At 65.7% G+C, this 1,531-nt stretch carries 1 protein-coding gene; it reads right to left on the bottom strand.

Features of this window, described 5'->3' with window-relative positions; genetic code table 11:
- On the bottom strand, positions 1 to 1,531 hold a 1,531-nt coding region (locus RSO01_RS46685; protein WP_373868009.1), incomplete at both ends, for an SGNH/GDSL hydrolase family protein.

The following is a 1,531-nucleotide window of genomic DNA, read 5'->3' as shown; positions in this document are numbered from 1 at the left end:
CAGCGACACATCGGCGAAGCCGAACTCGGTCGTGAGCACGATCCGCTCGATCCCGGTGATCGTGAGGTCCATGGTGCTGAAGGTGAAGGCATGGCCCGGAACGAAGTGCGCGTCGATGTTGGCCTGTTCGACGGCGAGCGTCGCCGAATCGACCAGGACCGCGAGTGTGTCGACGCCGGCGCCGCCATCGAAATGGTCCCTGTCGCCGCCGCTTCCGCCCAGTATCTGGGCCTGGGTCGCGAAGAACCAGTCGTTGCCGGTGCCGCCGAACAGCCTGTCGCTGCCCAGCCCGTCGATCAGAGCATCATGGCCGGCACCGCCATCCAGCCAGTCGTTGCCGGCATTGCCGGCCAGCACGTCCGTTCCAGCGCCGCCCGAAAGTCGATCGTTGCCCGCACCGCCGGCGATGAGGTCGGAGCCCGCCCCGCCATCGGCGACATCGTTGCCCAGCCCGCCGAACATGATGTCGTTGCCCGCACCGAGCTCTGCCCGATCGTTGCCGGCGCCGGCCAGGACGAGGTCGTCGTGGGAACTCCCATCGATGAAGTCGTTTCCCGCGCCGCGGAAGTCGGTGTGAGAGGTCAGCGACGCCGCCGAGAACGCACCGAAGATGCCGTGCAGGTTTGCGGTCGGATGACCAACATCCCAAAAGGCGGCTTGCTCAATCGGCGGGGCATCCGGGTTGGGGCTGAACACGACACCGTGACCGTCCCCGAGCAGCACCGGCTGATCGATACCCAGGAATCCGAACGTTCGATAGTCAGCCCTGACCTCGTCCGCCATCCTTGCAATATCGACGATGCGGACGTCGTGGCCCTCGTGACGCAGCTCGAGCGCCGCGGCCTTGAGCCCTAGATTGACGGCGTCGACCGCCGCATCGCCGATCGCCTGGGATCCAGGCGGGAACTGGCTCACGAGCGGAAGGAAAGTGGTTGCGGGGAACGTGTCGAAGATGACCGTGCCAATCCCTTGGTCGAAGGCGGTGTGGGCGAGGTCAAGATTGGCCTGAACGATCTGCCCCGCCAGGTGCAAAGCATCGCCGAGCGAGCTACCAGGAGTGGCTTCAAGATCGATGATGTCGTTCATCCCCATCGAGGTGCTCACGAGCGCCGAATGCTTCGAAGGCGGGTCCGCCGAGGTCACCGCGACGAGGTCAGCGACCTGGCCCGCAAGGTTGAGATCGTGATTAAGGACGGCCTGGCCCTCCGGGGATGCGGCGACGGCCGCTATCACCTCGGGAGGATAGATAAAGCCTGCGATCACACCGAACGGGAACGTGCCGAGCGCATGGGCGCCGCCGCCCGCAAAATCGGTCAGGTCGGCGCCGAGCAGATCCGCGGTGATCTGGGCGAACACCGGTCCGTTGGAATAGTGCTGAGCGTACGGCGGGTACGGGATGGGCTGCAGCCCGGTCGTGTCGACGCCAGCGGCGGCGGCGATCGCGAGCACCTCGCTGCTCAGCGCGAAGTGCAACCCGTTGTCCACCCAGCTGTCCCCAACCTGGTAGATCCGATCAAACAGTGTGTGGGCC

The organism is Reyranella soli, from assembly GCF_007992495.1.
Classification (GTDB): Bacteria; Pseudomonadota; Alphaproteobacteria; order Reyranellales; family Reyranellaceae; genus Reyranella; species Reyranella soli.
The sequence above is the reverse complement of the archived record's forward strand: the minus strand, read 5'-3'. Positions and strand labels throughout refer to the sequence as shown.